General features: G+C 44.1%; 1 protein-coding gene. It reads left to right on the plus strand.

Translation table 11 applies throughout. The features are described 5' to 3' along the window. Positions 1 to 345: hypothetical protein (locus AACR11_RS29270; protein WP_050921291.1), on the plus strand; the 345-nt coding region annotated here is incomplete at its 5' end. Between the last annotated feature and the right edge of the window lie 367 nt (positions 346 to 712).

The raw sequence follows: 712 nt of genomic DNA on the forward strand, positions 1-712 counted from the left end.
ATGAAGCATCAAGCCTTGGATGTTAAGTGTTATTGCGCATTTCATACTTGCGCGTGTATTGCTCTTTTGTGTGAGGATGTCCGATCCTCTGCGTTATTCATTGGTATTGCTTTACGGTGGTTTGCAATCAATTTGTCTGGCGGCCACATCGCATGCTTTCAAAAAGCTCCAACCCTATTGTTTGCCCGTATGTTGTTGGGCGTTTGCTTCGCAAACGCAGCCAAAGATGAGTCTATGCTCATATTTCGTGCATTTTCGTTTTTCGAAAAGGCATGGGAAGTCCATTTAATCAATGGCTTAGAGGTGGTCGTAGTGTCCGTCTATGTAGACATAGACGGACCATAGCTAGCGACTATCGTGAAATGCTGTATCTAAGAGTCAGTCAATGCACAGCAAATTTAACACAGAAAGTAGCGATGTTTAAACGACGTTTCAGTATTGCAACGCTTGGCGTTGTCATTGGTTCTTATCATTGATGATAAGCAGGAGGGTTGTAGTGAATTTAAGCACTACTTGAGTTCAAGACGCAGGCTCCTGTGGCTTACGTTTGTGCAACTCGAAAATGTCAGCGACGGTTGCAGAGGTTAATTACTCATTTCTGAATAATGCTTCGAACTATGTCGAAAGTCGTTATTGACCTAGATATGAGAGGTCAGGCTCGCGCAGCATTTAGCTGGCTGTCAGATCTGGACAACGGCAGTGTCGATACGTC

This window comes from Vibrio sp. L85 (assembly GCF_963871815.1).
Lineage (GTDB): Bacteria > Pseudomonadota > Gammaproteobacteria > Enterobacterales > Vibrionaceae > Vibrio > Vibrio harveyi.